General features: G+C 70.8%; 23 protein-coding genes and 1 riboswitch. Of the genes, 5 read left to right on the forward strand and 18 right to left on the reverse strand.

All coding sequences use genetic code 11. The features are described 5' to 3' along the window. Position 1: 1 nt before the first annotated feature. Together ACWDRW_RS35550 and ACWDRW_RS35555 are read right to left on the reverse strand one after the other, a co-directional pair. Complete coding sequence (locus ACWDRW_RS35550; RefSeq protein ID WP_451731193.1) at positions 2-1,618, reverse strand: GMC oxidoreductase; 1,617 nt, start codon at positions 1,616-1,618, stop codon at positions 2-4. 65 nt (positions 1,619-1,683) lie between these two features. After that, positions 1,684-2,826, reverse strand: a complete 1,143-nt coding sequence (locus ACWDRW_RS35555; protein WP_451731130.1) for a glycosyltransferase family 4 protein — start codon at positions 2,824-2,826, stop codon at positions 1,684-1,686. Between the two features lie 129 nt (positions 2,827-2,955). On the opposite strand from ACWDRW_RS35555, the gene ACWDRW_RS35560 reads away from it, so the two are divergent. Next, positions 2,956-4,191, forward strand: coding sequence for a glycosyltransferase 87 family protein (locus tag ACWDRW_RS35560; protein WP_451731133.1), 1,236 nt, complete (start codon positions 2,956-2,958; stop codon positions 4,189-4,191). Here ACWDRW_RS35560 and ACWDRW_RS35565 read toward each other — a convergent pair. Then, positions 4,152-5,447 carry an MATE family efflux transporter gene (locus tag ACWDRW_RS35565; RefSeq protein ID WP_451731136.1) on the reverse strand — a complete coding sequence of 432 codons (1,296 nt, stop codon included), beginning with the start codon at positions 5,445-5,447 and terminating at the stop codon, positions 4,152-4,154. The two genes, ACWDRW_RS35560 and ACWDRW_RS35565, sit on opposite strands and share 40 nt — an antisense overlap. Positions 5,448-5,541: 94 nt before the next feature. On the opposite strand from ACWDRW_RS35565, the gene ACWDRW_RS35570 reads away from it, so the two are divergent. Next, positions 5,542-6,072, forward strand: coding sequence for a PadR family transcriptional regulator (locus ACWDRW_RS35570; RefSeq protein ID WP_451731139.1), 531 nt, complete (start codon positions 5,542-5,544; stop codon positions 6,070-6,072). Positions 6,073-6,284: 212 nt separating this feature from the next. Here the strand turns inward: ACWDRW_RS35570 and ACWDRW_RS35575 are convergent, their stop codons facing one another. The 5 genes from ACWDRW_RS35575 to ACWDRW_RS35595 all read right to left on the reverse strand — a co-directional run bounded on the left by ACWDRW_RS35575 (position 6,285) and on the right by ACWDRW_RS35595 (position 11,795). Beyond that, complete coding sequence (locus ACWDRW_RS35575; RefSeq protein WP_451731143.1) at positions 6,285-7,478, reverse strand: hypothetical protein; 1,194 nt, start codon at positions 7,476-7,478, stop codon at positions 6,285-6,287. Between the two features lie 189 nt (positions 7,479-7,667). Then, positions 7,668-8,681, reverse strand: a complete 1,014-nt coding sequence (locus ACWDRW_RS35580; protein ID WP_451731146.1) for an NlpC/P60 family protein — start codon at positions 8,679-8,681, stop codon at positions 7,668-7,670. Between the two features lie 216 nt (positions 8,682-8,897). Then, entirely contained in the window at positions 8,898-9,932 is a 1,035-nt protein-coding gene (locus ACWDRW_RS35585) for an NlpC/P60 family protein (RefSeq protein WP_451731149.1), read from the reverse strand. A 210-nt stretch (positions 9,933-10,142) separates the two neighbouring features. Then, positions 10,143-11,486, reverse strand: coding sequence for an NYN domain-containing protein (locus ACWDRW_RS35590; RefSeq protein ID WP_451731152.1), 1,344 nt, complete (start codon positions 11,484-11,486; stop codon positions 10,143-10,145). 69 nt (positions 11,487-11,555) lie between these two features. Next, on the reverse strand, positions 11,556-11,795 hold the full coding sequence (locus ACWDRW_RS35595; protein WP_014672226.1) for a hypothetical protein: 240 nt from the start codon (positions 11,793-11,795) through the stop codon (positions 11,556-11,558). A 155-nt stretch (positions 11,796-11,950) separates the two neighbouring features. Here ACWDRW_RS35595 and ACWDRW_RS35600 point away from each other — a divergent pair, with 155 nt between their 5' ends. Together ACWDRW_RS35600 and ACWDRW_RS35605 are read left to right on the forward strand one after the other, a co-directional pair. Further along, entirely contained in the window at positions 11,951-12,688 is a 738-nt protein-coding gene (locus ACWDRW_RS35600; protein WP_451731155.1) for a rhomboid family intramembrane serine protease, read from the forward strand. Further along, on the forward strand, positions 12,685-12,966 hold the full coding sequence (locus ACWDRW_RS35605; RefSeq protein ID WP_250070320.1) for an Lrp/AsnC family transcriptional regulator: 282 nt from the start codon (positions 12,685-12,687) through the stop codon (positions 12,964-12,966). Before ACWDRW_RS35600 ends, ACWDRW_RS35605 begins: the two co-directional genes overlap by 4 nt. Here ACWDRW_RS35605 and ACWDRW_RS35610 read toward each other — a convergent pair. From ACWDRW_RS35610 to ctaE, 7 genes are all read right to left on the reverse strand, one after another. Beyond that, positions 12,963-15,062 carry a protein kinase domain-containing protein gene (locus ACWDRW_RS35610; protein ID WP_451731158.1) on the reverse strand — a complete coding sequence of 700 codons (2,100 nt, stop codon included), beginning with the start codon at positions 15,060-15,062 and terminating at the stop codon, positions 12,963-12,965. The genes ACWDRW_RS35605 and ACWDRW_RS35610 overlap by 4 nt on opposite strands. 46 nt (positions 15,063-15,108) lie before the next feature. After that, a complete protein-coding gene (locus tag ACWDRW_RS35615; protein ID WP_451731160.1) occupies positions 15,109-16,470 on the reverse strand; it encodes an aminotransferase class V-fold PLP-dependent enzyme in 1,362 nt (453 codons plus the stop codon). A gap of 103 nt (positions 16,471-16,573) precedes the next feature. Next, positions 16,574-16,690, reverse strand: a riboswitch (SAM riboswitch). 239 nt (positions 16,691-16,929) lie between these two features. Further along, a complete protein-coding gene (gene trpD / locus ACWDRW_RS35620; protein ID WP_451731163.1) occupies positions 16,930-17,994 on the reverse strand; it encodes an anthranilate phosphoribosyltransferase in 1,065 nt (354 codons plus the stop codon). Positions 17,995-18,116: 122 nt separating this feature from the next. Then, positions 18,117-19,754 (reverse strand): cytochrome bc1 complex cytochrome b subunit, encoded by a 1,638-nt coding sequence (gene qcrB, locus ACWDRW_RS35625; protein WP_451731166.1) that lies wholly within the window; start codon positions 19,752-19,754, stop codon positions 18,117-18,119. After that, a complete protein-coding gene (gene qcrA, locus ACWDRW_RS35630) occupies positions 19,751-20,806 on the reverse strand; it encodes a cytochrome bc1 complex Rieske iron-sulfur subunit (protein WP_451731169.1) in 1,056 nt (351 codons plus the stop codon). Before qcrA ends, qcrB begins: the two co-directional genes overlap by 4 nt. Beyond that, complete coding sequence (gene qcrC / locus ACWDRW_RS35635) at positions 20,803-21,615, reverse strand: cytochrome bc1 complex diheme cytochrome c subunit (RefSeq protein ID WP_451731172.1); 813 nt, start codon at positions 21,613-21,615, stop codon at positions 20,803-20,805. Before qcrC ends, qcrA begins: the two co-directional genes overlap by 4 nt. A gap of 84 nt (positions 21,616-21,699) precedes the next feature. After that, positions 21,700-22,320 (reverse strand): aa3-type cytochrome oxidase subunit III, encoded by a 621-nt coding sequence (ctaE, locus tag ACWDRW_RS35640; protein WP_451731175.1) that lies wholly within the window; start codon positions 22,318-22,320, stop codon positions 21,700-21,702. Between the two features lie 145 nt (positions 22,321-22,465). Between ctaE and ACWDRW_RS35645 the strand changes: the two genes are divergently transcribed. Further along, positions 22,466-22,867, forward strand: coding sequence for a hypothetical protein (locus tag ACWDRW_RS35645; RefSeq protein WP_451731178.1), 402 nt, complete (start codon positions 22,466-22,468; stop codon positions 22,865-22,867). A gap of 10 nt (positions 22,868-22,877) precedes the next feature. Here the strand turns inward: ACWDRW_RS35645 and ACWDRW_RS35650 are convergent, their stop codons facing one another. From ACWDRW_RS35650 to ACWDRW_RS35660, 3 genes are all read right to left on the reverse strand, one after another. Beyond that, the gene (locus tag ACWDRW_RS35650) at positions 22,878-24,140 is read right to left on the reverse strand and encodes an Ig-like domain-containing protein (RefSeq protein WP_451731181.1); all 1,263 of its coding nucleotides are present in this window, start codon (positions 24,138-24,140) and stop codon (positions 22,878-22,880) included. Between the two features lie 131 nt (positions 24,141-24,271). Further along, positions 24,272-24,670, reverse strand: a complete 399-nt coding sequence (locus ACWDRW_RS35655) for a cytochrome c oxidase subunit 4 (RefSeq protein ID WP_451731184.1) — start codon at positions 24,668-24,670, stop codon at positions 24,272-24,274. Continuing rightward, on the reverse strand, positions 24,667-25,127 hold a 461-nt coding region (locus ACWDRW_RS35660; RefSeq protein WP_451731185.1), incomplete at its 5' end, for a cbb3-type cytochrome c oxidase subunit I. The genes ACWDRW_RS35655 and ACWDRW_RS35660, both read right to left, overlap by 4 nt.

A 25,127-nucleotide genomic window follows, 5' to 3' on the forward strand; every position in this document is an offset into this window, starting at 1 on the left:
GCTATGGCGCGGTGTCCTCCACGAGGACCCGCGCCATCGTGCGTTCGGCGAGCGCGGTGATCGTGACGAAGGGGTTCACGCCGAGCGACCCGGGCACGAGCGAGCCGTCGGTGACGTACAGCTTCGGGTACCCCTTCACCCGGCCGTAGTTGTCGGTCGCCCGGCCGAGCACGCAGCCGCCCAGTGGGTGGTAGGTGAAGTTGTCGGCGAAGGCCCGGCTGGGCGAGCCGAACAGGTCGTACCGGTAGATCGTGGCGTTGGCCCGGTTGATCCGGTCGAACAGCTTCTTGGCCATGGCGGACGAGACCGCGCTCTGGGCCGCGGTCCAGTTCAGTGCCAGCGAGCCGCCCGAGAGGGAGAACGACGCCCGTTCCTGGTTCTTGGTGATCGCCAGATAGAGGCTCACCCAGTTCTCCAGCCCGGTCGGCAGCGGGGCGATCTCCGCGAAGACCGGGTTGGCGGTGTTCGCCCAGTCGTCGATGCCCATCACCGGCATCGTCGACTGGTTCACCCCGACCGTGTCCCACAGGTGGTTGGCCCGCCCGAGCATCACGTTGCCGTTGGTGCCCCAGCCGGTGCCGACGCTCGCGTCGAGCGCGGGCAGCGCGCCCGTCTCCCGCGCCCGCAGCAGCAGTTCGGTGGTGCCGAGGCTGCCGCCGCCAAGGAAGAGGTACGTGCAGTTGTACTCCTTGGTCCCGACGACCGCGCCGGTCTCGTCGATGCGCTGGGTGGTGAGCAGGTACGTCCCGTCCCCGGCCCGGCTGATCGAGGTCACCCGCTCCAGGGTGTGGATCGTGACGTTCCCGGTGCCGAGCGCGGCGGCCAGGTAGGACTTGTCCAGGCTGCGTTTGCCCTGGTTGTTGCCGTACATCACCTCACCGGCGAGTGCCGACCTGGGCGCGGTGCCGGCCGCCTCGCGCTGCATGTGGCCGAAGTCGTAGACGTTCGGCACGAAGGTGGTCCGCAGACCGGCGTTGGCGGCGTGCTTGCGGGAGATCCGGGTGTAGCGGTACCACTCGGTGGACTCGAACCAGGCCGGGTCGATGCTGTTGACGCCGAGCATGGAGCGGGCCCGGGGGTAGTAGGTGGCGTACATCTCGTCCGCGTCGACGGAGGGGAACTGCTCCTCGAAGTACGACTTGAGCGGGGTGACCGCCATGCCGCCGTTGACCAGGGAGCCGCCGCCGACACCGCGGCCCACGAACACCGAGATGTTCGCGAAGTGCACCCGGTCCAGGACGCCGGGATAGGGGTTGATGTCCTTGTTGACGACGTCCAGCCACAGGAAGGTGGCCAGCGGGGCCTCGGTGCGGTTGCGGAACCACATGGAGCGCTGGTCCGGGGCGGTGGTGGAGCAGAAGACCTTTCCGTCGGGTCCGGCCGTGTTCCACAGCCGGCCCATCTCGATCACGATCGTACGGATCCCCGCCTGGCCGAGGCGCAGGGCGGCGACGGAACTGCCGTACCCCGAACCGACCACGATCGCGGGGGCGTTGTCCACGGCGGCGGGCTCGACTGCCGACGCCGACTGGAGACCGATGCGGGTGAGACCGGACGCGGCGGCCGTCTGCAGGGCCACCATGCCCAAGATGTGACGTCTCGTCAGCTGACGTTGCATCAGTTTTGCTGTCATGTCCGGAGAATGGGCGGATTATTGGCTTCCGCCTAGACCACGGGCATGCTTTACAGCAGCGTTTTCAACTTCTCCGCCAGCAGGTCCCAGCGCCACTTCTCCTCGACCCACTCCCGGCCCCGCTCGCCCATCCGGCGGCGCAGCTCGGGGTCGCCCAGGAGAGCGGTGATCCGGTCGGCCGCCTGCTCCGGCGAACCGCCCCGCACCACCCAGCCGGTCTCACCGTCCAGGACCGCGTCCGGCGCGCCGCCCGAGTCGCCCGCGACGACCGGCAGACCCGTCGCCGAGGCCTCCAGGTAGACGATGCCGAGGCCCTCCACGTCCAGACCGCGCCGCCGGGTGCGGCACGGCATGGCGAAGACGTCACCGGCGCCGTAGTGGGCGGGGAGCTCGGACCACGGGACCGCGCCGGTGAAGCGGACCGAGTCGGCCACCCGGGTCTCGCGGGCCAGGTGCCGCAGTTCCTTCTCGTACGGTCCGCCGCCGACGATCAGCAGGACCGCGTCCGGCTCCTTCAGCAGGATCCGGGGCATCGCGAGGATCAGCGTGTCCTGGCCCTTGCGCGGGACCAGCCGGGAGACGCAGACGACCACCGGGCGGTCGGTCAGGCCGAGCCGGGCCCGCACCTCGGCGCCACCGGAGCCGGGGTGGAAGGTCTTCTCGTCGACACCCGGCGGCAGCTGGACCATCCGCGAGGCCGCTTCGGCCGACAGCGCGGTCGAGATCCGCGAGCGCGTGTACTCGCCGAGATAGGTGATCGTGTCCGTCGACTCCCCGATCCGGCGCAGCAGCTGCCGGGAGGCGGGCAGCTGGGCCCAGCCGGCCTCGTGCCCGTGGGTCGTGGCGACCAGCCGCTCGGCACCGGCCGCCCGCAGCGCGGGAGCCATCAGTCCGAGCGGGGCCGCCGCCCCGAACCACACCGACGTACAGCCGTGCTCGCGCAACAGACCGACCGCCCGCCGGGTCGCCCCCGGCGTGGGCAGCAGCATCGTCGTGGAGTCGCGGACGACGGTGAAGGGCTGCTCGGCGTCGAAGGCCGCCGTGGCCTCGAGGCCCTCCCGGCTCCGCTTCCAGGTGGAGGCGTAGACGACCAGCCGCTGCGGATCCAGCCGTAGCGCCATGTTGTGCAGGAAGGCCTGGATGCCGCCGGGGCGGGGCGGGAAGTCGTTGGTCACGATGAGCGTCTTGTGCATCGCGGCCGACCTTATCGGAGCACCGCCCGCAGCAGGTCACGGCCGTGCCGGTGGCCGACCCACAGCTTCCCGGGACATCATGTTCCCCTTGAGGCGGACACCGGGACGCGCACGAACGGCAGGGGACCAGTGGAGACGACGGGCACACGGCGATCCCTGGCGGGGCTGCTCGGCATCTGGGCCCTGACCAGGGTGGTTCTGCTGCTCTTCGTGTTCAAGGTGTACGTCTTTCCCGGCCCGGACGTCACCAGTGACGTGTCGGTGATCTACCAGGGCTGGTACGAGGTCCTGCGCACCGGAACGTTCCCGCAGGACGACGTCACCTGGCAGTACCCGCCCGCCGCGGCCCTCGCGATCCTCTCCCCCGCGCTGCTGTTCTACCTGGACTACGCCTCCGCGTTCTTCGTGCTGGCCTTCGCCGCCGACGTCGCCGTCCTCGCCCTGCTGGTGTACACGGGCCTGCGTCCGGGCCGGCGCCTGCGCGGGGCCTGGGTGTGGGCCGTGGGCGTACCGCTGCTCGGACCGACCGTGTACGCCCGCTACGACGTGATGGTGACCGCCGTGGCGGTGGCCGCGCTGCTCGCGGGCGCCCGGCACCCCCGGGTGATGGGCGCGCTGACGGCGTTCGCCGCGCTGCTGAAGGTGTGGCCGGTGCTGCTGCTGGTGGCCGCCCGTCGCCGCTCGGCCTGGGCGTCGGCCGCGGCGACCGCGGGTTTTGTGGCGGCGCTGTTCTGGCTGGCGATGCCGGGGGCGTTCGCGTTCCTGACCTTCCAGCGGGACCGCGGCACGGAGGTGGAGTCGCTCGGCGCCCTGGTCTTCCATGTGGCCCGGCACTTCGGCTGGGACGGACAGGTGCTGCTGAACTACGGGTCGGTGGAGTTCCTCGGCCCGTACGTGGACGTGGTCAGCACGGCCGCGCTGGTGCTGACCGGGGTCGCCTTCGGCTGGCTGCTGCTGTGGCGGTTCAGGGCGAACCGATTCCTCCCGCACACCCTCGCGGACGCGGCCTTCGTGGGGGTGCTGATGTTCACGACCACCAGCCGGGTGATCAGCCCGCAGTACATGGTGTGGCTGGTCGGCCTGGCGGCGGTGTGCTGGTGCTTCCGGGGGAGCCGGATGGGTGTGCCGGTCGTGCTGGTGCTGGCGGCGTCGCTGGTGACGGTGCTGGAGTTCCCCGTCTGGTTCGCGCACGTGGTGTCGAGCGACGCCCTCGGGATCACCCTGCTCTTCCTTCGCAACGGTCTGCTGGTCCTGGCCACGGTGCTGGCCGCCCGGGCCCTGTGGCGCTCCACGGTGACCGCCTCCGCCCCCGCGCCCGTCCCGCCTCAGCCCACCCGCGCCAAGGAGACCTCGCTGCCCTCCTGACGGACCTGTCGCAGCAGCAGAGCGCCCTGCAGCGCCATCGCGAGCCCCAGCGCCAGACACACCCCCGGCAGACCCAGCCCGGACAGCCCGTGGGCCAGCGGCAGCTGTACGGCCGTACCGACGACGGTCACGCGCAGCAGCGCCGGCGCGTTTCCACCGCCCTCGAAGACCCCGCCGAGCGCGATGCAGCAGGCCATGAGCACGAGATAGGGCCCGATACAGCGCAGGAACAGCACGCCTTCCCGGGCGACCTCCGGCCCGGCGCCGAAGGCGGCCATGACCCAGGGCGCGCCGACCGCGAGCAGGGCGGCCGCCGCGAGCCCCACCGCCCCGGACACCAGCACCGCCTGCCGCCCGATGGCCCGCCGCTCGTCCCGCCCGGCACCGATGCTGTGGGCGGTGTGGATGGCGGCGGCCTGGCGCACGGCGTAGAAGGCCATGGTGGCCAGGTACAGGACCTTGTAGGCGATCGAGTAGGCGGCCACCGCCGTCACCCCGAGCCGGGCCACGATCGCGACCAGGACCAGGGCACCGCCCTGGCGCACGGTGAAGTCGGCGGCCATGGGCAGCCCGGTGGCGAGCGTCCGGCGCGGGGAGGCCCCGGCCCTGATCCGCGCGCTCGACCGCAGCAGCTCGTTGCGGCGCAGGGCGACCAGTCCCACGCCCAGCGCCAGCGCGCGGCACAGGACCGTGGCGGCGGCGGCGCCCTGGACGCCGTGGAAGTGGATCGCGAAGGGGTCCACGACGAGGATCAGGCCGTTGGCGAGCAGGGCCAGGCGCATCGGGGTACGGGTGTCGCCGGCGCCCTTGAGGATGCCGTCGAGCAGGGTCTGCGCGAAGAAGACGGCGATGCCGGGCAGGGAGATCGCGAAGTAGGCGGTGGCGAGCGGCACCGCCGGCCCGTCGCCGCCGAGGACCAGCCGGGCCAGGGGCTCCCGCAGCGGCAGACCGGCCAGCACGACGACCGGTGTGACCAGGGCGTACAGCGTCCACCCACCGCGTACGGCGGCCCGCAGCGCCACCGGGTCGCGGGCGCCCCTGGCGTGCGCGACCAGCACGGTCGTGCCGGAGCCGAAGACCAGGGCGATGCCCAGCAGCACGTTCTCGGTGTTGGTCGCCACGGCCACGGCGGCGACGGCCGGGCCGCCCAGCCGGGAGACCCAGACGGTGTTGATGATCCCGGCGGCGACGGAGGCCAGCAGGGAGAAGTAGACGGGGTGGGCGAGCGCGATGAGCTGCTGGCGATGCGTGTGCACGGGTCCCCCTGAGCCGGCGACAAGGTGCTACCTCGTTTCGAGGTATCTCGGTTAGAGGTAGCATGACGCGTACGACACCCGCAAGGAGGAACCGGTGCTGGAGCTGTCGATCCTCGGCTTTCTGGCCGAAGAGCCGCTGCACGGGTACGAGTTGAAGGAGCGCATCACCGCGCTCAGCGGTCATGTCCGGCCGGTCAGCGACGGCGCCCTCTACCCGGCGATCACCCGGCTCACCAAGGCCGGTCTGCTCGACCAGCGCACCGAGCCCGGCGTGAGCGCCGCCCCGCGCCGGACGCTGTCGCTGACCGAGGAGGGCCGCGCCGAGTTGCTGGAACGCCTGCGCCACCCCAAGCAGGCGGAGATCACCGACCAGGTCCGCTTCAACACCCTGCTGGCGTTCCTGCGGCATCTGCCCGAGCCGGCTGAGCAGGCCGCCGTGCTCCGCCGCCGACTGGAGTTCCTGCGCACACCGTCGAGCTTCTTCTACCGGGAGGGCGAGCCGGTACGCGCGGAGGAGGCCGGCGATCTGTTCCGCCAGGGAATGCTGCGGGTAGCGCGGGCCACGGGGACGGCCGAGCGGACGTGGCTCGCGGAGGCGATCGAGGAACTGGAGGGGGCGAAGTGATCACGCCGGGGGCGGGCGCGCGATCAGGCGCACTGATCGCGCCGGGGGCTCGGGCACGAGGTCAGGCGAACTCACCGCGCCAAGAGCGCTGGCACGGGGCCACGCGAACTCACCGCGCCAAGAGCGCTGGCACGGGGCCACGCGAACTCACCGCACCAGCGACCGGACGCGGCATCAGGCGAACTGGCCGCGGCGGCGCACCGGGCGTGGGGTCAGGTGAACTGGCCGCGCAGGTAGTCGCGCCACTGCCAGGTGAAGTCCTCCAGCGTCGTGCCGAGGACCTTCTCCATCGCGTCCTCGACCGCGCCCGGCCGCTTCTCGTGCGCGCCGACGGCCCGGTAGAACTCGCCGAGCCGTACCTCGCCCCAGCGGTCCGCGATCATCCGGCAGGCCATCCAGCCGCTCTCGTAGGCCTGCGCGAGCCCGGCCGAGTCACCGGTGAACCCGAAGTCCTCGTCGGTCGGCAGGCCCGCCGGGACCCGGCCCTCGGTCACCGCCCGCCACAGTTCGGGCGCGGCGTCGGAGGGCGTGCGGCCCGAACCGAGGTAGCCGACCCAGTCTGCGTAGCCCTCGGAGAGCCAGAGCGGGGTGGCGGCGCTGGTGTGCGCCCGGGTGGCGACGTGGGTCGCCTCGTGGGTGAGCACGACCTGCTTGCCGCTCTGGCCGAGGACGCCGTACGCGACCGGGTTGAGGATGATCCGGTCCGCGGGCGCCTCGGCGGGGGCGCCGGTCTCGCCGGTGGTGACCGCCGCGATCCCCCGGTACGACGAGGCGGGTGAGCCGAGCAGCCCCGCCATCCCCTCCAGCGACTCCGGTACGAGCACGACGATCCGGCGCGGCCACTCCGTGCCCCACGCCTGCGTCACCGAGGGCACCGCGCGGTCGGCCAGGTCGGCGAATGAGCGCAGCCGATCGGCGGACTGCCCGACCCCGAGCACCAGGCTGCGCTCGCCCCGGACCGCGTCCACCCGGCCCTGGTCCCAGAGTTGCTCGGCCGCCTTCTTCGCGGGCCGCTCGGACTCGACGTACCACTCCCCCGCCGCGTCCAGACTGAGCTTCAGTGTGCGGGCGGCGGTGACCGGGGCCCGGTCCTGGCCCCTGACCCGGTACCGCAGTTCGGCCTCGGCGGTGGCGGTGTCACCGGTGCTCCGGACGCCGGTGACGCGGTAGGCCCATTCCTCGAAGGGCACCGCGCGCAGATCGTCGAACCCGCTCTGCGCGCCCGTCCGTACGAAGGCCGACTCGTCGCGCTCGACGATCGCCTCCGCCCGCCGGTCGAGCACCCGCTGCACCGACTCCTGGACCCCGTCGACGGGGGGACTCCCGCCGCACGCGACGAGCGAGACGAGCAGCAGACACAGCGCCACCACCGCACCCGACCCGGACGCCCGCCGTCGACCAGCCATGCGGCGATGTTACGGCGATCAGCGCGCGAAGGTCAGACCCCGGTCGGCACCGGACGGCACGGACGGCACGGACGGCACCGGACGACCATCGGCCCCGGACCCGCCGTCAGACCCTGGGCGACCGCCACCGCCTGCCGCACCACAGCCACCGGAACACGGCGCCGCCCCGACCCGTCCGGGCCGCGCGCGTCAGACCCTCGTGACCGTCGCCCCCGGCATCATCCCCACCGGGTCGTAGCGCACCGCCGCACCGGGGTAGGGCGCGTGGATCACCTGGCCGTTGCCCACGTACATCCCGACATGGGAGGCGTCCGCGCGGTAGGTGACCAGATCGCCGGGCCGGGCCTGGGAGAGGGGGACCTGGCGGCCGGCGAAGCGCTGCCCCTGGGAGGTGCGCGGGAGGGCGACCCCGGCCTGCGCGTACGACCACTGCATCAGGCCCGAACAGTCGAAACCGCTGGGACCGTTGGCGCCCCAGACGTAGGGCTTGCCGAGGGCGGAGCGGGCGGCGGCCATCGCGGCGCCGGCGCGGCCCGAGGCCGGGGCGGCGCCCCCGAGCTCGGGCATGTCGGAGCGGCCCGAGCGGGACGCCCGGTCGTAGGCGGCGCGCTCGGCGGACGGCAGGGAGTTGAGCAGCGCCCGGGCCTTGGCGAGCTTCCCCTCCACCGTCCGCTTGTGGGCGGCGACGGCCTTGCGGCTCTTGTCCAGCTCGCCGAGCTTGTGAGAGGCCTCGGCGCGCTCCTGGGCGAGTTCGCGCATCGCGTCCTGGAGGTCCTTCAGCTCGCCCGCCTGGTGCGCGGTGATCCGGCCGAGGGTGGCCGCCTTGTCGAGGTAGTCGTCCGGGTCGTCGGAGAACAGCAGTGCCAGGGACGGGTCGAGCCCGCCGGAGCGGTACTGCGCCCCGGCCAGCGAACCGAGCGTCTCCCGCATGGAGTTGATGCGCTCCTGCTGCCGGGCGATCCGGTCCTGTGCGTCACCCACCTGCTCGCGCAGTCCGTCGGCGCGCTCGTCGGCCTTGTTGTAGGCCTCCGTGGCCTTCTCGGCCTCCTCGTAGAGGCGGTCCACCTCGGCCCTGGTGTCGTCGTGCGGCGCGGCCGAGGCCGGTACGACGCCGAGGACGGCGGCCGCTGCTGACATGACACAGAGCGCTGCGCTCGCGCCCCGGTCGAACCCGGACGGTACAAGGCGACGATGAGACCCCACGAGAAGCCGCACCCCTTCCGCTGGCGGACAGGACTTTCCCCACGAGGGGGAAACGCGGCAGACAGTAACCACACGACGGGGCGCCGACCAACGACCGCCGTGGCCACGCAACGTGACGCCCCGCCACAGACGCAGGTCATGGGCGGGGCGCGGGGTCAGTTCAGGTCGACGCGATTCGCCCGTTCGGGCGGCACGGTGTCGTGATCTTGAGGGTGCTCAGATCCGGACGCCGAACTGGTACGGCATGTTGTTGATCGACTCGTAGCGGACCACCGCGCCGGTGCGCGGGGCGTGCAGCACCTGGCCGTTGCCCGCGTAGAAGCCGACGTGGTGCAGGTCGCTGTAGAAGATGACCAGGTCGCCGACCTTGAGGTCGGACTGGCTGTAGATGCGCGTGCCGTAGCTGGCCTGGGCCTGCGAGGTGCGCGGGATGCCGACACCGGCCTGGGCGAAGGCCCAGGAGGTCAGGCCCGAGCAGTCGAAGGAGGAGGGGCCGGAGGCGCCGTAGACGTAAGGCGAGCCGATCTTGCTCTGGGCGGCCTGGAAGGCGGCCATGGCCCGGCCGGAGCCCTGCGCGGCGTCGCCGAGGTCGACGCGGTCGGCGGAGGAGCGGCTGGCGCGGTCCTCCTCGGCGGCGAGGGCGGCCTTCTCGGCGGCGGTCAGGGAGTTCAGGAGCTTCTGCGCCTCGGCGAGCTTGTCCTGGACTTCCTGCTTCTTCTTGCCCAGTTCGGTCCGGGTGGAGGCGAGGTCCTTGAGCTTCTCGGTGGCCTCGGCCCGGTCCTGGGCGAGCTCGCGCTGCTTGTCCTGGATCTTCTTGAGCGACTCGACCTGCTGGCTGCTCAACTGGTCGAGCGTGGAGGCCTTGTCGAGGTAGTCGTCCGGGTCCGAGGAGAGGAACAGCTGGACCGAGGAGTCGATGGAGCCGGTGCGGTACTGAGCGGCGGCCGCCAGGCCTATGGAGTCGCGCATCTCGTTGAGGTCTTCCTGACCGCGCGCGACGTTGTCCTGGATCGTGGAGATCTCCTTCTGGAGCTTCTCCTGCTTCTCCTTGGCGCCGTTGTACTTCTCGGTGGCCTGCTCGGCCTCCTCGTAGAGCTTGTCGACCTTGGCCTTGACCTCGTCCTTGCTCGGCTTCTCACTGGGAGCGGCGTTGGCCGCCTGCGAGCTGATGGCCACGGCAGCAGCGGCGGCGGTGGTCAGCACGGTCACACGTGCGCGGCTCGGCTGCTTGGGTCGACGGTGGGACGCCACGGAGGCGAACTCCTTCTTCTCAGTGATCTTCCGATCGAAGGTTCGAAGGCAGACCCTAGTGACCTCGCTGTGATCAGTTCAAACCCAAGGGCGATTTATCCCGGTTACGGTCCGCATTCTTTACCTTCAACCCACGTGCGGTGATGCTCACTTGACGCTACGTTGCGTGACGCTTCCGTCAATTCGGGCATTGCAACCGGAGGTTGACCTTCAGGACAGTCGCTTCAGAAGCACCGCAGATGCCACGGGCCGGGCGCCCGCCCTGGCGACCCCGTCGGCCACCTCGCGATCGGTCGAGACGACGATGACCGGACGCCCCGGCGGCTCGGCGCGCACCAGCTGGCGGATCAACTCGTCGGCGGTGATCCCGGGCTTGGAGAACAGCACCCGCACCCCGCGCGGCGGCGCCAGCAGCACCGGCGCGGCCAGCTCGGCCCCGTCGAAGACACAGGTCACCTCGGCGCCGGTCTGGGCGGCGAGCTGGGAGAGCTGCCCGAGCAGCCGCAGCCGCTGCTTCTCCAGCGGCATCTGGGGATAGCCGGTCTTGGTGACGTTGTAGCCGTCCACGACCAGATGCGCCTGCGGCAGCGCCAGCAACTGGTCGAGAATCGCCGGGTCGTTCTCGGACAGCGCCCGCGCGGCGATGTCCTTCGGTGTCATACGTCCCGGTTCGACCGCGTCCACGGTCTCGGCCGGACGCACCGACACCGGCGGCAGCGCCAGCTCCCGGCGCAGCCCCTGGGTGGCGTCGAGCAGGGTGTCCAGCAGCAGCCGCACCCGCATGTCCTCCACGCTGCGGCCCTCGCGCGCCGCCCGGCGGGTGGCCTCCAGGGCCGCCTCCGCCTCCCCGAGCCGGGACTTCAGCCGCCGGGTCTCGCTCTCGGCGGCGGAGACCTGCCCGTGCGCCTCGGCGCGTACCGCCTCGATCTCGCCGTGCGCCTTGCGCAGCGCGGCCTCACCGCGCTTGACGTCGCTGAGGGCGGCGCGCAGCTTGCGGTGAAGCGATTCGGCTTCCTTCCGCGCCGCGTCCAGCTCGGTGCGCAGCCGCTCGGTCTCGGCCCGGATCTGCTCCTTGGCCTGGGTGAGTTCGCCGCGCACCCGCTCCAGCTCGGCCCGGCTCTCCTCGTCGGCGCGCTCGGCGTCGGCCCGCTGGGCCTCCTCGCCGGCCGCGGTCACGAGCTTGACCCAGCCCGTGGGCCGCAGCACATAGGCCGCGGCCGCCACATCGAGCGGATCCGCGGCCGGGGGCGGTGAGCCGGAGTCGAGGGCGCCGGCCAGTTCCGGCTGGGCCTCTCTCAGCTTCTCCCCGATCCGCTGGCGGAACAGCGGATCGGTCTCCAGCGCGGCGGCCATCGCGTTGCCCGCGAACTTGGCCCGCCGGTTCGGGGCGAAGCGGGCGTACTGCCTGAGCTGGGCGGGCAGTTCACCGACGGTCAGCCCGCCGAACCCGTCCGAGACGATCTGCACGACTCTTCTGCGCACTCCGTCGGGCAGCGGACGGTCGAGCACCTCGGCGGCGCCGTCGCCCGGCCCCCCGCCTGTGGTCTCCACCATCCGTCTCACCCCAATGCCTGTGCGGGATCCCCCCGGCTGAGGGGATCGCCCCGGCGGGTCCCGCTCCGCTCAGGAGCCGGCACCCGGCCTGTCCACGAGTTCCACCTGATCCACGGCGTTGCACCAGCGGCAGCGCACCGACTCGATCGTCTCACTGACCACCTCGCGCTCCTCGACCGTGGGCTCACCGGCGAGGTCGAGGTGGACGTACTCCACGACCTTCGACGAGCGGGTCACGTCGAACCGGGTGAGGTTGCCGCAGAGCGTGCAGCGCCACCGCGTGGTGGCGGTCGGCAGGGGAACCGTCATCGCGACCGTTCTTTCCTTCCAGTGTCGGTGACTCACCGGCATCCCCGGTGCGTGTGGCTCGTAACCCTACGGCCTGGCGGGTACTCGCCGCTCGGCCGTCCATCGCGGCGAGGCGGTCTGTTCGTGTACACCCCCTTACGTCATGCTTTGTGTTCGTGATCAGCAATTGGAACAGCACGGTCGTCAGAGCCCTCCGGATGCCCTCGGCGCCGGTGACATATGCCCTGATCGGCCTGTGCACGCTGATCTTCCTGATCGGCCCCGCTTCCGGGCTGAACCCCGGCTACGGCACCGGGGACGACCTCGTCGCCGCGCAAAGGGCGTATTTCCGCCGCTGGGGCGTGGTCCCGGCGGAGCTGTTCGAGGGCTCCGCACGAGCCGCGCTCACCCCGGCCACCGCCCTGTTCGTGCACGGCAGCTGGGTGCACCTGCTGGGCAACATGCTCTTCCTCTACGTCTTCGGTGTCATGACCGAGGAACGCATGGGCCGCCTCCAGTTCACGCTCTTCTACCTGGGCTGCGGCTATCTCGCCCTGCTCGGCTACGCGGCCGCCAATTCCGACTCCGAGCAGTCCCTGGTCGGGGCGTCCGGCGCGATCTCGGCGGTCCTCGGCGCCTTCCTGGCGCTGTTCCCACGGGCCCGGGTGACCAGCCTGCTGCCGTTCCTGCTCTTCCTGCCGTTGCGCTTCCCCGCCTGGGTGGTGCTGCCGTTCTGGGCGACCCTCCAGTGGCTGGCGGCGGGGCAGGCGGACAGCGGGCCCGGGGTGGCGTATCTGGCCCATCTCGTGGGCTTCGGGCTCGGCTGCGGCTTCGCCTGGGTGCGGTTCGGCCGTACGACTAGAGTGAAGCCCACCCCAGCGACGCCGGCCCCCGAGGGAGAGAACCAGCCGTGATCACCGCGATCGTCCTCATCAAGACCAGCGTGGACCGGATCCCCGAGATCGCGGAGCAGATCGCTTCGCTGGACAGCGTCAGCGAGGTCTTCTCCGTCACCGGCACCTACGACCTGATCGCGATGGTCCGGGTCAAGGAGCACGAGGACCTCGCCGAGGTCATCCCCGGCCGCATCAGCAAGATCCCCGGCGTCGAGGGCACCGACACCCACGTGGCCTTCCGGACGTACTCCCAGCACGACCTGGAGGCCGCGTTCGCGATCGGCCTGGACGGCTAGGCCGTGAGGTCCACGGCCGCCACGCCCTCCTCCGAGGTGACGTAGAGGCGGCTGCCGCGGATCAGGGGGGCCGAGACCGGGTAGCCGGCCTTGAGCGGGAAGCGCCACAGCCGCTCGCCCTTGAGGTTCAGGGCGTGGATCTCCGTGGGGGTCTGGAGGAGGATCCGGTCGCCCAGGACCGCGGGTTCCGTGAGGTCGTCGCCCTCGGCGTGGTACGTCCAGGCGGGCCCGCCGTCCGCCGTGAACGCCTTCAGGACCTGGTTCTCCGTGACGAGGGCCAGCGAGCCGGCCGCGGTGACCGGCGCGTCCCCCTCACCGTCGAGTTCCTTGGTCCGCCACAGCCGCTCCCCGTCGAGGGTGTAGCCGTGCCAGGTCCACTCGCCCGCCGAGGCGGCGGCCAGGGTCCGGCCCCCCACCACCACGGGCCGCCGGAGCTCGGTGCCGGCCTCGGCCTCCCACAGCTGCGTGCCGTCGGCGGACAAGGCGACGAGCCGGCCGGTCCGGGTGCCCGCGTAGACCACGCCGCCGTGCACCAGCGGTGCCTCGGTGAGAGCGCCCGCCACGCCGCGCTGCCAGCGCAGGCTCCCGTCCGCCGCGTAGACCCGCAGGGCCCCGATCTCCTCGTCCCCGGCGCCCACCACGACCGCGTCCCCCGCGAGCACGGGTGCCGTGCCCACCGGTCCGAGGTCCCGGCTCCAGCGGCGCTTGCCCGCCGTGTCGTAGTGGCACAGCCGCAGCCGCTGGGAGCCGTCCGCGCTGTCGCCCTCGACCACGGTGCAGTAGACGCCGTCCGCCGTCGCCAGGGGATCGAGACCCCCTCCCGGGAGCACGGTCTGCCAGCGGTCGTCTCCCCCGGCGGACAGCGCGACGAGGTCGTTGGCGGAGGACACGGTGTACAGGACGTCACCCTTGGGCGAGAGCGCGCCGAGCTGCGGGGTCATGACCTGGGTCATCGAGAACTGCCAGCGCACGGTGGGCTTGCCCGTGGCCGACGCCGTGGGCGCCTTCCCCTTCCCGCCCCCCGGCTCCTCCCGCAGCCACCACCAGCCGCCCACACCCCCGGCGACGGCCACCGCGGCCGCCCCGCCGGTCACGGCCCTCAGCACCCGCCGCCGTGACGGCGGCGCGGGTACCGGCACCGGGGCGGAGGCGGGCGCCGCGACCGCGCCCGCCTCCGTCGCGGGTGCCACGTACTCGACGCCGCTGACCCGCTCCCCGTTCTCCACCGGCACCCACCGGGCGCCGCCCTGGAACCAGCCCGGCCCGACCGCGGTCCGCAGTGAGACCTCGGTGTGACCCACCGCCGCCGTGACGGCCTCCGGCCGCGGCCGTTCGGCCGGGTCGGGGCGCAGACAGGACTCCACCAGGGGGCGGAACTCCGCGGGCACCCGGGACAGATCGTGATCGCCGTTCAGGATGCGCAGCAGGACCACCGAGTCATGCCCCTCGCCGAAGGGCTGGCGGCCCCCGGAGGCGTACGCGAGGACCGCGCCCAGCGCGAACACGTCGCTCGGCGGGCCCACTTCGGTGCTGTTGCGGATCTGCTCCGGGGAGACGTAGCCGACCGTGCCCACGATCGAGCCGGGGTTGGTCAGCGCGGTCGCCTCCAGTGCCCGGACGATCCCGAAGTCGATGACTCGCGGACCGTCCGCCGCCAGCAGGATGTTGGAGGGCTTGAGGTCCCGGTGGACCAGGTCCCGGGCGTGGATCGCCGCGAGCGCCCGGCCGAGGGCCGCCGCGAGGATCCGTACGGCGGGACCGGGCAGCGGTCCGTCGTCCAGCACGGCGTGGGCGAGGGTGGGGCCCTCGACGAACTCGGTGGCCATCCAGGGCGGTTCGCCGTCGGGGTCGGCGTCGACCACCCGCGCGGTGTACGTACCGTCCCCGCCGACCTCGCGCGCGGCACGCAGCTCCTGGCGGAAGCGGGCCCGGAAGGTGCGGTCCCCGGCGTGCTCGGGCCGCACCACCTTGACGGCCAGCCGCAGCCCGCCGCGTCCCTCGGCGAGGTACACCTCGCCCATTCCCCCGGCGCCGAGCCGTCCGAGCACCTCGTACGGCCCGATCCGCCGAGGATCCGTCTCCCGCAGCCTCTGCACCCCGTGCCTCCCCCAGCTGATCCCCAGGGGAGCGTACGTCAGACGATCACACCGCGGGGACGCAACGCCCTTCCTCCGTGCGGTAGTTCCACTTCGCCCCGTCCCGGACCAGTTCGCGCACCGCGCTCACGAAGCGCTCCACGTGCTCGTCCGGGGTGCCCGCGCCGAAGCTCACCCGGATCGCGTTGAGGGACTTCTCGCCGGGCGCCGCCTCGGGGGCGCCGCACTCGCCCTGGGTCTGCGGGTCGCTGCCGAGCAGGGTGCGGAGCAGGGGGTGGGCGCAGAACAGTCCGTCGCGCACGCCGATGCCGTACTCGGCGGAGAGGGCGGCGGCGAAGTGGGAGCTGTTCCAGCCGTCGACGACGAAGGAGATGACGCCGACGCGGGGGGCGTCGTCGCCGAAGAGGGAGAGGATCCGGACCTCGGGGACCTCGGCCAGTCCCTCGCGGACCTTCTCGATCAGGCACCGCTCACGGGCCACGAGGGTGTCGAATCCCGCCTCCGTGAGGGCCTTGCAGGCCGACGCGATGGAGTAGGCGCCGATGACGTTCGGCGACCCGGCCTCGTGCCGTGCCGCGCTGTCGTGCCACTCCACGTCCACTCCCCCGTCCGCGCGGCGGCCGACCTTGCGGCTCGCGCCGCCGCCCGCGAGGTACGGCTCGGCGGCCCGCAGCCAGTCGGCGCGGCCCGCGAGGACGCCGGAGCCGAAGGGCGCGTAGAGCTTGTGGCCGGAGAAGGCGACCCAGTCGACGTCGAGGTCCCGCACCGAGAGCGGGTGGTGCGGGGCGAGTTGGGCGGCGTCGAGGACGATCCGGGCGCCGTGCGCGTGGGCGGCGGCGGCCAGCTCCCGCACCGGCCACAGCTCACCGGTGACGTTCGAGGCGCCGGTGACACAGACCAGGGCCGGGCCGCAGGGGTCGCGGTCGGCGAGGGCGCGCTCCAGGGTCTCGACGGCCTGGCGCGGGGTGCGCGGGGCGTCGAGGTAGGTGACCGCCGCGTCCCGCCAGGGCAGCAGCGAGGCGTGGTGCTCGGTCTCGAAGACGAAGACCTGGCAGTCGGCGGGCAGCGCGGCGGCGAGCAGGTTCAGGGAGTCCGTGGTGGACCGGGTGAAGATCAGCTGGTCGTCGGCGCGGCAGTCCAGGAACTCGGCGACGGTCCTGCGGGCGTTCTCGAACAGGTCGGTGGAGAGCTGCGAGAGGTACCCGGCGCCCCGGTGCACGCTGCCGTAGTACGGCGCGTAGGCGGCCACGTCGTCCCACACCCGCTGCAGCGCGGGGGCGCTGGCGGCGTAGTCGAGCGCGGCGTAGGTGACCTCGCCGCCGGTGACCAGCGGGACGGTGACATCACGTCCCAGAACGGGCAGCGGGGAACAAATGGCCTGGTCGGCGGCAGCGGTGAAGACAGACATGACGGGAACTCCCGTGGAAGAAGAGGTGTGAGAGAGAAGGGGTACGCAGAAGCGGGGCTCAGTGGCCCTATCGCATTCGCTTGCTCACGGAAGAACTCCTCGACGACCGCGCTTGCCATGAACCTTGCTGTTCACGGCCTGGTCTTCACCCGGGGCACCCCGCCACGGACGGAGGGTTGCCGGACAGTCGGCCGGGGCCTCATGACTGTCACTCATGACCTGGTCAAAGAACGTACGTGAAGTGATCGCGGTCCCGCAACCCGTGTCCGGATCGCGGGACCGACCGGCGGGCGGCTAGTGCCGCGTCAGGCAACGTTTGCCCGTCAAGGAGCGGCGTCCGGTGCGTGCTCTCGGCGTGCCGGGTGCAAGCCCTCGTACTGGATGTACTTGGGCGTGTGCCCGGTGCGGCGAGAGTGCGTGCCGGGCGTCGCGACGGGGCGAACGTTGCCTGACGCGGCACTAGGCGTTGCTGACGGCCACCCAGCGCTCCAGCGTGCGCTTGGCCGCGCCCGAGTCGACGGACTCCGCCGCCTTCGCCATGGCGGCGCCGATCTGCTCCGCGAGGGGCGCGTCGGTGGGGTGCAGGGCCACCAGCGCCGCCGCCGAGTTCAGCAGTACGGCGTCCCGGACGGGGCCGGTCTCGCCGTTCAGCAGGCGCAGGGCCACGTCGGCGTTGTACGAGGCGTCGGCGCCCCGCAGGGCCTCCACCGGGACGAGGTCGATGCCGACGTCCCGGGGGTCGAAGGCCTCCTCGGTGACCTTGCCGTCGCGGACGATCCACACCCGGGAGGTCGAGGTGGTGGTCAGCTCGTCCAGGCCGTCGTCGCCGCGGAACACCAGCGAGGAGTTGCCGCGCTCGGCGAAGACACCCGCCACGATCGGCGCCATCCGCGGATCGGCGACCCCGACGGCCTGCGCCCGCACCCGGGCGGGGTTGGTGAGCGGGCCGAGGACGTTGAAGACGGTCCTGATCCCGAGCTGCCCGCGCGCCGCGCCCGCGTGCCGCATCGCCGGGTGGAACCTGGCCGCGAAGCAGAAGGTGATCCCGGTCTCCTCGACCACCTGCGGCACCCGCGCCACCGGCAGCTCCAGGTTGACTCCGAGCTTCTCCAGGACGTCGGAGGAGCCGGACGCGGAGGACGCGGCCCGGTTGCCGTGCTTGACGACCTTGGCGCCCGCGCCGGCCACCACGATCGCGGACATCGTGGAGATGTTGACGGTCTTGGCGCCGTCGCCGCCCGTGCCGACGATGTCGACGGTGTCGCCGGACACCTCGATCACGTTCGCGTGCTCGTACATCGTGCGGACGAAGCCGGTGATCTCCTCGACCGTCTCGCCCTTGGCCCGCAGGGCCACCACGAACCCGGCGATCTGCGCGTCGGTCGCCTCCCCGCGCATGATCCGGTCCATCGCCCAGGCCGTGTCGTCGGCGCTGAGATCACGCCCCTCCAGCAGGCCGTTCAGCAACAGGGGCCAGGAACGGCCCGCCGCGATGTCGCCTCCAGCGGGGGTCACAGCGCTCATAAGGCCGCTCCTGGGTGTCGTGAGGGAGTGTGACCCCACCCTATCCAGCTCAGGACACGGAGAAGGGCCCCCGTCCGAAGACCGGACGGGGGCCCTTCTACCGCGCGTGGCGTGCGCAGCGATCAGTGGTGGCCGTGGCCGCTCGTGATCTCCTTGTACTCCTCGACGGTCGGCTTCGGAATCTGGGACTCCTCGCCGTAGTACGCCTTGCTGAGCTTGACGCGCAGCTTCTCGGAGCCCTTCACCTTGCGCTCGACGCCGTTCTCGTCGACCAGCGGGCCGAGCTCGGCCGGCTGGTACTGCTCGTGCGCGGTGAGGGTGTGCAGCACGTCCTGGCTGAGCGGCTCGTGCACCTCGATGAACTCACCGTGCGGCAGGCGCTTGATGATGCCCGACTCGCGGCCGTGCAGCACCTTGTCCTTGTCCCGGCGCTGCAGGCCGAGACAGATCCGCTTGGTGATGATGAAGGCGAGGACCGGGCCGACGAAGAACGCGATCCGGACGAACCAGGTGATGGCGTTGATCGACAGGTGGAAGTGGGTGGCCCACAGGTCGTTTCCACCACCGATCAGCAGGACCATGTACCAGGTGATCCAGGCGACACCGAAGGCGGTCCGGGTCGGCGCGTTGCGCGGGCGGTCCAGGATGTGGTGCTCGCGCTTGTCGCCGGTGACCCAGGACTCGATGAACGGGTAGACCGCGATCGCGACCAGGACCAGCGGGAAGATCACCAGCGGGATGAACACACCCAGGACGAGCGTGTGACCCCAGAAGTTGATCTCCCAGCCCGGCATGACACGGATCAGACCCTCGGAGAAGCCCATGTACCAGTCGGGCTGGGCGCCGGTGGACACCTGGTCCGGACGGTAGGGGCCCAGGGCCCAGATCGGGTTGATCGTGGCGATCGCCGAGATGGCCGCGATGACACCGAAGACCAGGAAGAAGAAGCCTCCGGCCTTGGCCATGTAGACCGGCAGCAGCGGCATGCCGACGACGTTCTTGTTGGTCTTGCCCGGACCCGCGTACTGCGTGTGCTTGTGGTAGACGACCAGGATCAGGTGGCCGACCACCAGACCGAGCATGATGCCCGGCAGCAGCAGGATGTGGACCGAGTAGAAGCGGGCCACGAAGTCGCCGCCCGGGAACTCCCCGCCGAAGAGGAAGAACGCCAGGTACGTGCCGACGATCGGCACGGACAGGATGGCGCCCTCCATGAAGCGGACACCGGTGCCGGAGAGCAGGTCGTCCGGGAGCGAGTAACCGGTGAAGCCGGTGAACATGCCGAGGACGAACAGCAGGAAGCCGAACACCCAGTTGATCTCGCGCGGCTTGCGGAACGCGCCCGTGAAGAACACGCGCATCATGTGCACGAACATGCCGGCGAGGAAGATCAGCGCCGCCCAGTGGTGGATCTGCCGGATGAGCAGACCACCGCGGACGTCGAAGGAAATGTGCAGCGTGGAGCTGAACGCCTCCGACATCAGCTGACCCTGCAGCGGGACGTAACTGCCGTGGTACTCCACCTCGTTCATCGACGGGTGGAAGAACAGCGTCAGGTACACACCCGTGAGGATGATGATGATGAAGCTGTAGAGGCAGACCTCACCCAACATGAACGACCAGTGGTCGGGGAAGATCTTGCGCATGTTGGCCTTGGCCAGGCCGTAGATGCCCAGTCGGCCGTCGGCCCAGTCGGCGACTCGCTCGCCGGCGGGGGCCTTCCCGCGTGCGCGGGACTCGGTGGTCTCGGTAGTGCTCATCCGCGCTCCCAGAATGCAGGACCGACGGGCTCGTCGAAGTCGCCGAGCGCTTCGAGGTAGCCCTCGTCGTTCACGCCGATGCGCAGCTGCGGCAGGGCGTGCCCGGCGGGGCCGAAGATCACTCGGGCGCCGTCGGCGAGGTCGAAGGTGGACTGGTGGCAGGGGCACAGCGCGTGGTGCGTCTGCTGCTCGTACAGGGAGATCGGGCAACCGACGTGGGTGCAGATCTTCGAGTACGCCACGATGCCCTCGTGCGACCACTCGAGCTCGCGCTTGTCCTTGATGTCGTCCGGCTGGATGCGGACGATCATCAGGGCCGCCTTGGCGATCTCCTTCTGGAAGTCGTGGTCGTGCTCCTCGAGGCCCTCCGGCTTGCAGAAGGTGAGGGAGCCCACCACGACGTCCGAAGGACGCAGCGGCTCGTTGGTGTTCATGTTGACGAGCAGCTTGCCCTTGGACCACAGGGTGTGGCGCAGCTTGGTCCCGGGCAGCGGGCCGAGGTCACGCAGGAGCACGACGCCGGAGAGCGGGAACAGGGCCAGCGCACCGAACATCGTGTTCCGGACCAGCTTGCGACGGCCGATCGCGGACTCCTTGGCGCCGTCCGCGAAGTCGGCCAGGACCTTGGCCTTGACCTCCGGCGGCGAGGCGACGGCGTGCCGCTCCTCGGCGACCTCGACGTCCGACATCAGCGTGCGGGCCCAGTGGACCGCGCCCGCGCCGATGCAGAACAGCGAGACGCCCAGCGTCATGCCCAGCGCGAAGTTCAGCGCGCTGATGTGACCCAGCGGGAAGATGAAGACCGACTTGTCGGCGGGGATCGCCACGTAGGAGGCGATGAAGCCGACCGTGGCCAGCATCGACACCGCGAACAGCATCGCGACCGCGCGCTCGGACCGCTTGGCGGCCCGCTCGTCGATGTCCTGGATCCGGTGCTCGTGGGGCGGCAGGCCGGGGTCCGCGAACGGGTCCTTGTCGTCCGCGACGCCCACCGCGCCGTGTGCGTCCTGCGCTGCGGGCAGGTTCTCTTCTGGAATGTCTTTGCTACTCATGACTTCTTGGCCTTTGCGGTCCGAGCGGCGACCCAGACGGCGACCGCGATCAGCGCGCCGAGTCCGAAGACCCAGGCGAACAGGCCCTCGCTGACCGGACCGAGTCCGCCCAGCTCAAGACCACCGGGGCTCTCGGTGTCATCGCCGTTGACCGCGTCAAGGTAGGCGATGATGTCCTTCTTGTTCTGCGACGACAGCGTGGTGTCGGGGAAGGAGGGCATGTTCTGCGGGCCGGTCTGCATGGCCTCGTAGATGTGCTTCGGGCTCACGCCCTCGAGAGACGGCGCGTACTTGCCGTGGGTCAGCGCACCGCCCTTGCCGGTGAAGTTGTGGCACTGCGCGCAGTTGGTGCGGAACAGCTCGCCGCCCTTGGCGATGTCGGCGCCCTCGGGGCCGTACTCCGCCTCGGTCGGGATGTTCGGACCGGCGCCCAGCGAGGCGATGTACGCCGCGAGCTGGTCGATCTCGGCCTGCGAGTAGACGACCTTCTTCTTCGGCGCCTGGGCCATCTGCGAGGTCGCGGCCGGCATACGGCCGGTGCCGACCTGGAAGTCCACGGCCGCGGCGCCGACGCCCACGAGGCTCGGACCGTCGGAGGTGCCCTGACCGCCGGTTCCGTGGCAGCTGGCGCAGCCGACGGCGTAGAGCTTCTTACCCTCGTCGATGGCGAGAGACTGGGCGGTTTCCTCTGCCTGCGCCTTGCCCGTGGGCGCGACAAAGGCGTACAGCCCCCCAGTGGCCGCCAGCGCGAGGAGTAGGACGACGACCGCCGCCAGCGGATGGCGTCGTCGTGCGGAGAGCTTTTTCACGGATTACCCCGGTGTCAGGATCTTCTGCGTCGATGCTTCTGGGATGTGCGCTTGCTTGCTTGCAGCGCGCGGGAACGGACCCGGCTACTTGATCATGTAGATCGTGGCGAAGAGGCCGATCCAGACGACATCGACGAAGTGCCAGTAGTAGGACACGACGATGGCGGCGGTCGCCTGCTCGTGAGTGAATCTCTTGGCCGCGTACGTCCGGCCGAGGACCAGCAGGAAGGCGATGAGGCCTCCCGTCACGTGCAGGCCGTGGAAGCCGGTGGTCAGGTAGAAGACCGAGCCGTAGGGGTCGGAGGAGAGCGAGAGCCCGTCCTTCTTGACCAGCTCGGTGTACTCGTACACCTGACCGCCGATGAAGATCGCACCCATCACGAACGTGATCTGGAACCACATCCGGAGCTTCTTCACGTCACCGCGCTCGGCGGCGAACACGCCGAGCTGGCAGGTGAGGGAGGAGAGCACCAGGATCGTGGTGTTGGTCGCCGAGAAGGGGAAGTTCAGGAAGTCTGCCTTCTCCTTCCAGAAGTCCGGACCGGTCACCGAACGAAGGGTGAAGTACATCGCGAAGAGGGCCGCGAAGAACATCAGCTCGGAACTCAGCCAGATGATGGTTCCGACGCTGGTGAGGTTCGGTCGGTTGACCGACGGGTGCGCGTGCCCGGTTTCTACTGTCGTTGCTGTCGCCACGACCGACATTATGTCGGTCGCTTATCCCGCCCTCACTCCGGGGGGTGCCGTTCGGAGTGTCTCCCTGCTCCATACCGGTGTTGACGTGGTGTTCAAGGGAGTAGCATCCGCCCCAACGGGCCTGTCCTTACGACGCTGACGTCACGGAGGAACAATGCAGCCGACCGCCACGGTGCTGGTCTACAGCGACGATTCCAACACCCGCGAACAGGTACGGCTCGCCACCGGCCGACGGCCGGCTCAGGACGTCCCCTTGGTGGAGTTCGTGGAGTGCGCGACCCCCGCCGCCGTCCTCAAGGAGCTGGACAAGGGCGGGATCGACGTCTGCGTGCTGGACGGCGAGGCCGTGCCCATGGGGGGCATGGGGATGTGCCGTCAGATCAAGGACGAGGTCTTCAACTGCCCGCCCGTACTGCTGCTGATCGGCCGGCCGCAGGACGCCTGGCTGGCGACCTGGAGCCGCGCCGAGGCGGCGGTGACGCTGCCGGTGGACCCGGTGGAGTTCGCCGCCGCGCTGGCCTCTCTGCTGCGCACCCAGCGGCTGCAGAGCGCCTGACAGGCGTAGGTCAGACACTCTCCGGACGCAGCCGGGCCCTCTCCTCCGGGCGGGGGCTCTCCGGCAGGCCGCCCACCAGGGCGCTGCCCTTGCGCCACTTCTTCCAGTCGATGTTCCAGTCGCCGAAGCCGTTGCCGAACGACTCCATCGTGTGGCCGTTCGAGTTGACGACCTTGACGAGGTCTCCCTCGCGGACGTTCTCGAAGAACCAGGCGGCGTTGGCGGTGCTCATGCCGGTGCAGCCGTGGCTGACGTTGGCGGAGCCCTGGGAGCCCACGGACCAGGGGGCGGCGTGCACGTACTCGCCGCTCCAGGTGACCCGGGTCGCGTAGTAGACGGGCAGGTCGTACGACTCCGCCGAGCCCTCCGCGATCCCGATGCTGGTTCCGCGCATCCGTACGAAGTACTCCTTGCCCAGTACGACCTTGACGCCGTTGCGGGTGTCGAAGCCGGGCTTACCGGTGGTGACCGGCATGGTTTTGATCTCCTTGCCGTTCTTGTAGACGGTCATCGAGTGGGACGAGGCGTCCGTCACGGCGATGACCCGGTCCCCCGTGGTGATCCTCAGCGGCTTGGCCCGGCCGCCCCACAGCCGGTCGCTGATCTTGATGCCGTCCAGGTTGCTGCGGGCGCGGACGGTGGCGTGGGTGGGCCAGTACTCCTTGGGGCGGTAGTGGAGCTTCTTGTCGTCCACCCAGTGCCAGGCGCCGTCCACGGCGGGCGTGGACTCGACCTTCAGGGCACGCTCCACGACGGCCCGCTGGGCCTCGTCCCGGACCGGCTTGCTCAGTTCGGCGATGATGGGCTGGCCCACGCCGTACTTGCCCGCCTTGGGGCCGAAGGTGACGTCCAGGCGCTTCTTGGTGAGGGGCTTGCCGGTGTCGAAGGACAGGACGCGGCGGCCGGGGGCGCCGTCCTCGTCCTCGGTGGACACACGGACCGTGTAGCGGGCGTTGGCGGCCAGCGGGGAGGTGCTGTGCCACCGGCTGCCGTCGGCGGAGAGTTCGCCGCTCACGTAGCGTCCTGTGGCGTCCACGGCCGTGACGTCCGTGATACGCCCGTCCGAGCCCTCGGCGGTGACCTCCAGGGGCTTGTCCGGGTCGGCCTTCTTCCCGTCCTTGGTGGGGCCGTTGAAGGCGATCTGGTCCGCCGCGTCGTACGGCGCGGCCGACAGCGGGTTGCCGCCACCGCCGCATGCCGTGCCGCTCGCGCCGAGCGCGATCACCAGCAGCGTGCATCCGACGACGGTGCGGGTGCGCGGAGTTGTGTTCATGAGGACGACGCTAGGGAGCCTCGTCAAGGGCGGCGCGCCGAGTAACTCTTACGAGGGACCTCAGACGGGGCAAAAGGAGGAGCCCGGACCCTCCTGACGGAGTGTCCGGGCTCTTCCGCGCTCGGCGCGTGTTACTGGGTGCGGTTCTCACCGCGGTAGTACTCGAAGACCCAGCCCCAGATGCCGACCAGGATCAGCGGGGCCGAGAAGTACATCAGCCACCAGCCGATGGCGACCGAGAGGAAGGCGAGCGCGCCACCGACGGCCAGCGCGAGCGGCTGCCAGCTGTGCGGGCTGAAGAACCCGACCTCGCCGGCGTCGTCCGCCACGTCCGCGTTCTTGTTGTCCTGTGCGCCCGCGTCCACCCGCCGGGCCGTGAAGCCCAGGTAGAAGCCGATCATGATGCACAGGCCGAACGCCAGGAAGAGGGCCGTCGTACCGGCCGGCTCCTTCGACCACACGCCATAGACGACCGCCATGACGAGGACGAAGACGCTCAGCCAGATGAACATCCTGCCTTGGATCTTCACTTGCCGGCCTCCTTGCCACCAGCCAGGGCCTTGTCACCGTGAGGGGCGTTCTCGAGCTGGTCGAGAGCGGCGATCTCAGGGTGGTGCAGGTCGAACGCCGGGGATTCGCTGCGGATCCGCGGCAGGGTGAGGAAGTTGTGCCGCGGCGGCGGGCAGGACGTCGCCCACTCGAGCGAGCGGCCGTAGCCCCACGGGTCGTCGACCTCGATCTTCTTGCCGTACTTGGCGGTCTTCCACACGTTGTAGAGGAACGGCAGGATCGACAGACCGAGGACGAAGGAGCTGATCGTCGAGACCGTGTTCAGGGCGGTGAAGCCGTCGGCCGCGAGGTAGTCCGCGTAACGCCGCGGCATGCCCTCCGCGCCCAGCCAGTGCTGGACCAGGAAGGTGCCGTGGAAGCCGACGAACAGCGTCCAGAACGTGATCTTGCCGAGCCGCTCGTCGAGCATCTTGCCGG

Source organism: Streptomyces sp. NPDC003635, from assembly GCF_053587635.1.

Excerpts from the sequence above, each read along its gene's own strand:
- qcrA (WP_451731169.1), bottom strand. The coding sequence starts at position 20,806 with ATGAGTAGCAAAGACATTCCAGAAGAGAACCTGCCCGCAGCGCAGGAC.
- ACWDRW_RS35575 (WP_451731143.1), bottom strand. The coding sequence starts at position 7,478 with ATGGCTGGTCGACGGCGGGCGTCCGGGTCGGGTGCGGTGGTGGCGCTG.
- ACWDRW_RS35550 (WP_451731193.1), bottom strand. The coding sequence starts at position 1,618 with ATGCAACGTCAGCTGACGAGACGTCACATCTTGGGCATGGTGGCCCTG.
- ACWDRW_RS35590 (WP_451731152.1), bottom strand. The coding sequence starts at position 11,486 with ATGGTGGAGACCACAGGCGGGGGGCCGGGCGACGGCGCCGCCGAGGTG.
- ACWDRW_RS35555 (WP_451731130.1), bottom strand. The coding sequence starts at position 2,826 with ATGCACAAGACGCTCATCGTGACCAACGACTTCCCGCCCCGCCCCGGC.
- ACWDRW_RS35595 (WP_014672226.1), bottom strand. The coding sequence starts at position 11,795 with ATGACGGTTCCCCTGCCGACCGCCACCACGCGGTGGCGCTGCACGCTC.
- ACWDRW_RS35650 (WP_451731181.1), bottom strand. The coding sequence starts at position 24,140 with ATGAACACAACTCCGCGCACCCGCACCGTCGTCGGATGCACGCTGCTG.
- trpD (WP_451731163.1), bottom strand. The coding sequence starts at position 17,994 with ATGAGCGCTGTGACCCCCGCTGGAGGCGACATCGCGGCGGGCCGTTCC.
- ctaE (WP_451731175.1), bottom strand. The coding sequence starts at position 22,320 with ATGTCGGTCGTGGCGACAGCAACGACAGTAGAAACCGGGCACGCGCAC.
- ACWDRW_RS35645 (WP_451731178.1), top strand. The coding sequence starts at position 22,466 with ATGCAGCCGACCGCCACGGTGCTGGTCTACAGCGACGATTCCAACACC.
- ACWDRW_RS35615 (WP_451731160.1), bottom strand. The coding sequence starts at position 16,470 with ATGTCTGTCTTCACCGCTGCCGCCGACCAGGCCATTTGTTCCCCGCTG.
- qcrB (WP_451731166.1), bottom strand. The coding sequence starts at position 19,754 with ATGAGCACTACCGAGACCACCGAGTCCCGCGCACGCGGGAAGGCCCCC.